This window comes from Williamsia muralis NBRC 105860 (assembly GCF_001598915.1).
GTDB lineage: Bacteria > Actinomycetota > Actinomycetes > Mycobacteriales > Mycobacteriaceae > Williamsia > Williamsia muralis.
This window is the reverse complement of sequence record NZ_BDAP01000021.1, coordinates 1-1121: the sequence shown is the minus strand read 5'-3', so window position 1 is coordinate 1121 and position 1121 is coordinate 1. Positions and strand designations below refer to the sequence as shown.

Here is a 1121-nt window from a genome sequence, read left to right as displayed (position 1 = left end):
TGGCCGATCTGCTCATCTGTGTGTTGGGCAGCATGACGTGAAACTCAGCTGATCGTAAACCCTCACACCCTCATCAGCCGAGCCGGTCCTACGAACTGTCGTAGCGCGTCGTCCTCGCCCGGCTCGGAAAGCTCGTACACAACACCGCGGCGGCACTGGTAACCCAGTGCCGCCGCGGTGTGAGAGAACTCAGTTGTGCCTGGTCAGCTCGGATCAGGATCCGACGACGCCTCGTGCGTGCCGACCGTGAACGGGTCGCGCCGGATCTTCTCGGCGGTGTCGCTGGTGCCACCGTGGGCTGCACCGACGTGTGCTTCTTCGCGCATCCGGTCGACCATGTGCGGGTAATGCAACTCGAACGCCGGACGCTCCGAACGGATCCGCGGCAGCTCGGTGAAGTTGTGCCGCGGCGGCGGGCAACTGGTCGCCCACTCCAACGAGTTACCAAAGCCCCACGGATCATCCACCGTCACCACCTCGCCATACCGGTAGCTACGGAACACATTCCACAAGAACGGCAACGTCGAAGCACCCAGAATGAACGCACCCACCGTCGACACGATGTTCAACGAGGTGAACCCATCGGTGGACAGGTAATCGGCATACCGACGCGGCATACCCTCGTTACCCACCCAGTGCTGCACCAAGAACGTGGTGTGGAAACCGATCATCGTCAACCAGAAGTGGATCTTGCCCAAACGCTCATCAAGCATTCGGCCAGTCATCTTCGGGAACCAGAAATAGATACCGGCATACGTCGCGAACACGATCGTGCCGAACAACACGTAATGGAAGTGCGCCACCACGAAGTAACTGTCAGACAGGTGGAAATCCAACGGCGGGCTCGCCAGCAACACACCGGTCAGACCACCGAACAAGAACGTCACCAAAAAGCCCACCGAAAACAGCATCGGCGTCTCGAACGTGATGTGACCCTTCCACATCGTCCCGATCCAGTTGAAGAACTTCACACCCGTCGGCACCGCGATGAGGAAGGTCATGAACGAGAAGAACGGGAGAAGAACGGCGCCTGTGGCGTACATGTGGTGCGCCCAGACGGCAACGGAGAGCGCAGCGATGGAGAGCGTCGCGTACACCAGGCCGCTGTAGCCGAAGATGGG

1 protein-coding gene is annotated in these 1121 nt (G+C 60.0%); it reads right to left on the bottom strand.

The features are described from left to right. Positions 1-203 precede the first annotated feature (203 nt). Positions 204-1121: cytochrome c oxidase subunit I (locus WIMU1_RS25680; RefSeq protein ID WP_174548784.1), on the bottom strand; the 918-nt coding region annotated here is incomplete at its 5' end.